We start from the raw sequence: 6,574 nt of genomic DNA on the forward strand, positions 1-6,574 counted from the left end.
CTGGAGTAATTCGTGCCCACGCTAAACATCATCCACTCCGCCGACTGGCAACTCGGAAAGCCGTTCGTGCGCTTTTCGAGCGATGTTCGCAGCGCCCTCGCCGAAGCGCGCTTCGACGCCATTGATCGTCTCGGAAGTGTAGCGGTCTTGCAGGGGGCTGCACACGTTGTGGTGGCGGGCGACGTGTTCGATAACGTCGACCCGGGCGACCGCATCGTGATGCAAGCACTTACTCGGATGGAGCGCGCGCCGGTCACCTGGTGGCTGATGCCCGGCAACCACGATCACGCGAGGGCCGGAGGCCTTTGGACCCGGGTCCGGCAGCACGCCCCAGCGTCGGTCCGGGTGGTGGACACGCCGGAGGCCGTCGAAATGGAAGAGGGGATCTGGCTACTGCCCGCACCGCTCGAACACCGAAAGTCAGCTTTCGATCCGACGGCAGCGATGATGGACATGACCACACCACCAGGCGTGCTGCGCATCGGTCTCGCTCACGGCTCTATCACGGAGTTTGGCGCGGTGGGGGAAAGCTCCAACCTAATCCCGCCGGACCGGGCGCAGAAGGCGGGGCTCGACTATCTCGCTCTAGGGGATTGGCACGGTTTCCTAACGGTCGGTGACCGAACCGCCTACAGCGGCACCCCCGAGATTGACCGCTTTGGCCGCGACGAGCCCGGGGCCTGTATTTCTGTACAGCTGCGCTCAGGAGAGTTGCCCGCCATCGTCCGTTTGGAGACCGGTAGATATCGGTGGCTCTCCCGCCGATGGGACGTCAACAGCATCGGGGATCTTGAACGGGAAATGAGTGCGCTGCGCGACGAGGTGCGTCTCTCCGACGTTCTGCTTGCGCTCGAGATGATCGGAGTTGTGAGCCTCTCGGACCGGATAGCGATGACGAGCGCGATCGGCGACCGACTCGCACACGAACTCCGGCACCTCGACGTTGACGCGGTCGCGCTGAGCGCACTACCGACGTCCGACGACGTCGCCCAGATCGACGTTCAGGGCGCACTTTCAGCAGCCACCGTATCCCTGCAGACCCGAGCGGAGGCTGGAGGGCCGGAATCCCACTTCGCCGCCGCTGCCCTTGAGCGCCTGTACGTTGAGGCGATGCGGTTCGACGCGGAGGCTGCGCGATGATCCTCAAGTCCCTTGAGCTCGCGAATTTCCGCAAGTTCCGAGATCCGCTCCGCATCGACGGCTTCACTGCCGGTTTCAACATCGTTGTTGAGCCCAACGAGACAGGGAAGTCTACGCTTTTGGAAGCGCTCCGCGCGGCGTTCTTTATCCGCCATTCGGCCAAGACCGAGCTCGTGCGCTCCTACGTTCCGATAGGAGACGACGTCGCGCCACGCGTTGCAATTCAATTCGAGCTGAATGGGCAGTCTTGGACGCTCGAGAAGCAGTTCATGAAGGCGCACTTCGTCAGACTCACGGGCAACGGCGGGCGACGAGAAAGTGATGCCGCGGAGGAGGCGCTTCAGGAACTCCTAGGCTTCGAGCGAGGTAATAACCGCGGCAGCGATCCAGAAAACCGTGGTCCCCTCGGAATGCTGTGGGTTGAACAGGCAAGCGCGCTCGCGGTTGAGAGCCCGAACCGTATCGTTCGGGACTCAGTACGTGGCGTGATCGAGGCTGAGGTTGGGGCTGTCACCGGCGGACGCCGTTTCGACGCAATCCGTGCTAAAATTGAGACTGCCTACTCCGCGCTCCGCACGCCGGCGACTGGGAAATCGCGTGGCGATCTCACCACTGCTGAAAAGAGAGTGGCAGATGCTAGTGAAGCACGGAAACACGCGGAGAGCACCTTTCGCGATTACGAACAGGCGCTTAACGACCTCGAAACTGCAAAGGCGCGACTGAAGATCGTCGAGCGCGACATCGCTGACCCTGAAACAGTCGACGAACGGCAGAAGCTCGTCGAAGATCAAAAGACCGCCGAAACGGTAGCGCTGCGATTGACCGCCGCCGAGGCCGAATATGGCCGGGCCGAGGAGGTTGCCAAGACGGCAGCGACGCGGATGGAGAGGCTTGATGGGGTCGATAGGCGCGCAAAGTTGGCGGCTAGCGAGCTGGAAACAAAGCAGGCCGTGCGCGATGAGGCGAAGTCTGCTGCAAATGCCGCAGGCGAAGAGGAAAAGACCCGGCGCAGGGAGGTCAAGACCGCCCATGCCGAGCGCGAGAAACACGAATCCGCTCTGAACACGGCGCGAGAAAAGGCGAAAGCCTTTTCGCAGGCAGCAGGTGAACGCCGTGCCATTGACCGCCGCAACGCTCTGTCCGACATGGAAGTTCGTGAACGGGCCTTGGCAGAGGAGGCGGGCGCATCTATCGACACCGATGAGCTCGCCGAACTTGCACAGCTCGAGCGTACCGCGATCGAGGCACGGGCCCGCTTCGAGGCTGGCACTGTTAAGGTCGATCTCGAATTGGCGGGCGACGTGGAGTTGCGCATTGACGGTAAGGCCAGTGCCTCCGCAAGTGTCGATGTCCTGACGACCACGCAGTTCGAAATCGGCGGCGTTGGTCGCCTTACCGTGCACCCGCCGCAGGGAACTGGTAGGTCAATCGGGGCCGACCTCGCCGCAGCTAACGACCAACATAGGGCAAAGCTTCGTTCGCTCGGACTAGAATCGCATACTGCAGGCATCGCCCAGAACGAGCGAGCGGGTGCTGCCGAGCGGGAGCTGAAGACACTCCGCGTCCAGATTTCAGCTGCGTGCCCCGCTGACCCCATCATCGGGCTCACTGCGGGTGTCGACGCACTCCGCACCTTCGTCGCTGCGTTAAGCGAGGCCGTGACCGAGGTCGCGGCACCTGCCGACGACCTTCACGCCCTCGAAAAAGCGCTCTCGGAAGCCAAACTCGCCGAAGCGGCGGCCATTGGCGTGCACGAGGAGAGCCGCAACGCCCTCTCCACGTTGGAGAAAGCCCTCGCGACGGCCATGGCAGAGTTCGTCGGAGCATCGCGAGAGGTGGAGACCGCCGCCGATGCTCTAACAAACGTCCTTCAGGATGGCGACCTCACCAAACTGGAAGAGGCGCTCGGTGATGTTCAGCGCGACCGTGCGTCTAAATTCGAGTCCCTTGAAAAGGCACGTGAGGGTGCCAAGGCGTTCGATCTGGTCGCGATTCGTCGGCGGCTCGAGAACATGGACCGCGCGGCAAGCCGCGCCGGCAACGAGCGGCTCGACTTGACCGCGAGGATCGCGTCACTTGAGGCCAACGTCGTCCGCGAAGGGACGACCGGCCCGGCGGGCCGCGTCGCCGAGACGCGCGAGGAGGAGCATGCGGCTAGTGCGGCGTGCAGTCGGATTCGAGCAGAGGCCGACATGTTGGCGCTGCTTCGCGACACGCTCACCGAGGCTGCCAATGCAGCGTCGCGGACGTTCCTTGCTCCCGTTACACAGCGCGCAGGCCGTTACATCCAGCAGTTACTGCCGGGGTGCGAACTGTCTTTCGATGACGAGCTGGGGCTAACATCAGTCATCCGAGGAGGCATCGACGAATCTTGCGGAGACCTTAGCCGGGGGACACAGGAGCAACTGGCTATCCTCACTCGCTTGGCTTTTGCGGACCTCTTACTCGAGGACGGCGCCCCGATTTCGCTGATTCTGGACGATCCACTTGTCTATTCCGACGACGCCCGCCTAGAGACGATGACCGACATTCTGCAGGAGGCCTCGAAGCGCATGCAGGTAATCTTGCTCACTTGTCGCTCTAAGGCGTTCCGTCACGTAGACGCCAACCGTATCGTGATCGCTTGAAGTTATAGGCGACAATCAAGAAGGGCATCCTTCGATGCGCACAATCGGCCGGAACGAACGACCGATTCATCAGATGCGCCGCCAATACCCGTCATTCCCGATCGTCCGACATTACCGCCATTGTTTCGCGTAGGTTCTATTGAAGGAGAGGACGCGTATGACCTTGTGGCCTGCGATTCGAAAATTTCAATTTTCCTCGCCGATGTATCTGCTATGTTCCGAGGAGAAGCGAGATGAACGCCATCATGACAAACTTCGATTTTGAGCCGGCAGAGCAGCACCGTTCCCAGAGGTGGGAGGGTTTTTCCGAAATCGATCAGGCGATCCGCGAGAACCGCCTGATGGAGTACCGGATCAAGAAGTCGTGGGCGGACCCCTGGGGGCGGAAACTCACCGTTTTGGGCATCGTCGTGATTGTCGGTGTTTTCGCCTTCTTGGCTGGCACGTCGCTCGGCCTTTGGTGATCTGCTTCTGCAGATCACCATTCCTTCACATCGTCGGCAGCTTCGGAGCTTGCTCCTTGCGCCCCCTTGGTGACCGCATCGAGGCGCCCTCTTGATCCCCCGATCCGCTGCCTTCCGGCACCTTGCGCGCGATGAACTTCGTCACGAATGCCCTGAGTATCGACCTGCGGGACAGTTGAGGAGACTTTACCACCGACTGAGGGCCGCCCACGAACAGAGCCCGCATCGGAAATGCCAGGGCGCGACACCGGTTGTCCCGGAATTAGTACGAGACGCTCCTCAATCCCATCGCGAAGCTGGTCTGCGTAGCTCTCGATAAACTTGGCCTGAAGCGATTGTCCTTCGGGGCTGAGCTGGAATGCGACATCGTCGAACCTTACGTTACCATAGAAGTCGCGATTGTGCTCAATCTCGGCGATGCCCCATTCGCGGTAGGCCTGAGATAGGTTCAGGCTTCCGGCAGCACTGTTGCCCTCGAAGAACGCAGCCTGGCTCTCCAGTCTGTTGGCAAGCTCCTCGGCGCGTCGAGCCTCGCGGCTGTAGCTTTGCGATTCGGTCAGCGACGCGTTCATGCCGTTGGCTGTGGTTGATACCTCAGAACTGGAAGAGGTGCTGACCGAACGAACAAACCCGTCGCGTGTGCTCGACCAGTTTCGGCTGTCCGACATCTGGGCAAGGCTACCGAAAATACGCGAGCGGTCCTCCGATGCGATGCCGATGTCGCTATCGGTCCAGGTTCGGGTGCCGCCGCCTTTGGCACCGACGTTTGCGGAGAGGACGCCGTTTGTAACTCCTGCGCTTGCGCCGGCCTCACCGCCGAGGAACCACGCGGTTGTAATGTCGTCGGCGGCGCGGCGTGACAGCCCGAATTGGCGCTGCAAGTTGGTGGAAGCCTGATCGACCTCGCTGAAGGCTGTCTGGATGCTGTCGGAGTTGGATGTGCCAGTTGCGCTCTCGAACGCACTACCGCGGCTGAACTGATTCCGCAGTTCGCGGAACTGAGAGACGGCGCTTGCGGTCGATTCCGTGGCGACGTTTGCATAGGTCTCGCTGTTCGAGCGGGCCTGCGAGGCCATGGTGGACAGGCGCGAAGTGAACTCCTGACCAAGCGTCGGCGTAAACGGATAGCTCGAATTCGGGAGCTGATCGTAGCTGGCTTCGGGAAAGCTCGTTGTGGTTGTGCCCGTTTCGCTGAGCGTGCGGGTCTGCGCCGCACCATAGGTGAAGCTCGGCGCAATCGTGCCTTGCGCGAACTGCCGGGTCATTACGCTTGAATTCTCTAGGCTCGTGTTGCCCAGCGCCACATTGCCCGTACTGGCCTCGCGGGCGGCCTCCTCGGCGGCATTCTGGCTGGGGTTGAGGTAGCTGGTCGCATGGTGCGAGATCGCCATCGCGCCTTTGGCGACGCCGCCCGCCAGGAACGGCACAGAGGCGATGAGGTAGCCAGCGAGCAGGCCGATATCGCTGTTGACGTCGGCCATGCCGGTGAAGCTGGCGAGGCTGAGGCCGTTGGCGCCAGCAACCGCAGTCATGTCGGCCGCGCCCTTGAACATCAGCATCATGTGCAGGATCACGAACAGCGGTCCCCAGGCAGCGAGGTAGAAGAACCCGGTGACATAACCCTTGAGTGCCAGCGGGCCGGTCTTGGGCAGCAGGAACAGCGGAAACAGCACCGGGAAGAGGGCGTAGAACAGGACCGTCAGCACGACATTGAGGAGCGGCACCCACTTCATCGCGTTGCTGGCGATCGAGCCGTAGGTGCGCTCGGTCTGGATGTCGGCGCGGGTCTGGGCATAGACATCGATGCTTGAGGCCCCGCTGTTACCCGCGAACCCGTGCATGGCCTGCGCCATGGCATTAATCGTCAGCGTTTGCTTGAAGATCTGCGAGGCGATGGCCGAGACGCCGGACAGGTACTGAAAGGCGACGGGCAGGTCCGCGAGCAGCTTGGCCTTGGCGAGCGCTGCGGTCTGGTTCGGATAGAGCTGCCGGCCAAACGCCGTGGTCATGGCAGTGATGAGGCCAGCCCACTGATTGTTCAGCGCCGTATAGGCCTCGCGGCAGGTCATGATTGTCGCAGTGACTTTGCCGGTGGCATCGCGGGTCAGGAACCGCTGCGCGCGCGCCGGGCTGCCGGGCGCGATGGTGGCCCAGACATCGGTGCTGCCCGCTAGCGTCTGCATCGACACGCGGCCCAGAAGTACGTCGTAGAACACGCATTGCCGGAAATGCTCGTCAAGATTCGAGGCAAATTCGGGGTCGGAAATGCGCAAGCTCCGGGTCGCATCATAGAGCCGCGCGCCGTAGATCATTCCGTTCTTCGAGTAATTGAGATCGCCTGGG

4 protein-coding genes are annotated in these 6,574 nt (G+C 61.9%); 3 read left to right on the forward strand and 1 reads right to left on the reverse strand.

What is annotated here, in order from left to right; translation table 11 throughout:
* Nucleotides 1–12 precede the first annotated feature (12 nt).
* The 3 genes from RMO89_RS02130 (at nt 13) to RMO89_RS02140 (ending at nt 4,231) form a co-directional block, all read left to right on the forward strand.
* Nucleotides 13–1,140, forward strand: coding sequence for a DNA repair exonuclease (locus RMO89_RS02130; protein WP_310530936.1), 1,128 nt, complete (start codon nt 13–15; stop codon nt 1,138–1,140).
* A complete protein-coding gene (locus tag RMO89_RS02135; RefSeq protein WP_310530937.1) occupies nt 1,137–3,767 on the forward strand; it encodes an AAA family ATPase in 2,631 nt (876 codons plus the stop codon). Before RMO89_RS02130 ends, RMO89_RS02135 begins: the two co-directional genes overlap by 4 nt.
* 233 nt (nt 3,768–4,000) lie before the next feature.
* Entirely contained in the window at nt 4,001–4,231 is a 231-nt protein-coding gene (locus RMO89_RS02140; RefSeq protein ID WP_310530938.1) for a hypothetical protein, read from the forward strand.
* Nucleotides 4,232–4,245: 14 nt separating this feature from the next.
* On the opposite strand, the gene RMO89_RS02145 is transcribed toward RMO89_RS02140, so the two are convergent.
* A partial coding sequence (locus tag RMO89_RS02145) for a conjugal transfer protein TraG N-terminal domain-containing protein (protein ID WP_310530939.1) occupies nt 4,246–6,574 on the reverse strand: 2,329 nt, incomplete at its 5' end.

It is taken from the genome of Novosphingobium sp., from assembly GCF_031424035.1.
Classification (GTDB): domain Bacteria; phylum Pseudomonadota; class Alphaproteobacteria; order Sphingomonadales; family Sphingomonadaceae; genus Novosphingobium.

Bases quoted from the DNA above. Each gene is read 5' to 3' on its own strand.
- RMO89_RS02140 (WP_310530938.1), top strand. From the start codon at position 4,001: ATGAACGCCATCATGACAAACTTCGATTTTGAGCCGGCAGAGCAGCAC.
- RMO89_RS02135 (WP_310530937.1), top strand. From the start codon at position 1,137: ATGATCCTCAAGTCCCTTGAGCTCGCGAATTTCCGCAAGTTCCGAGAT.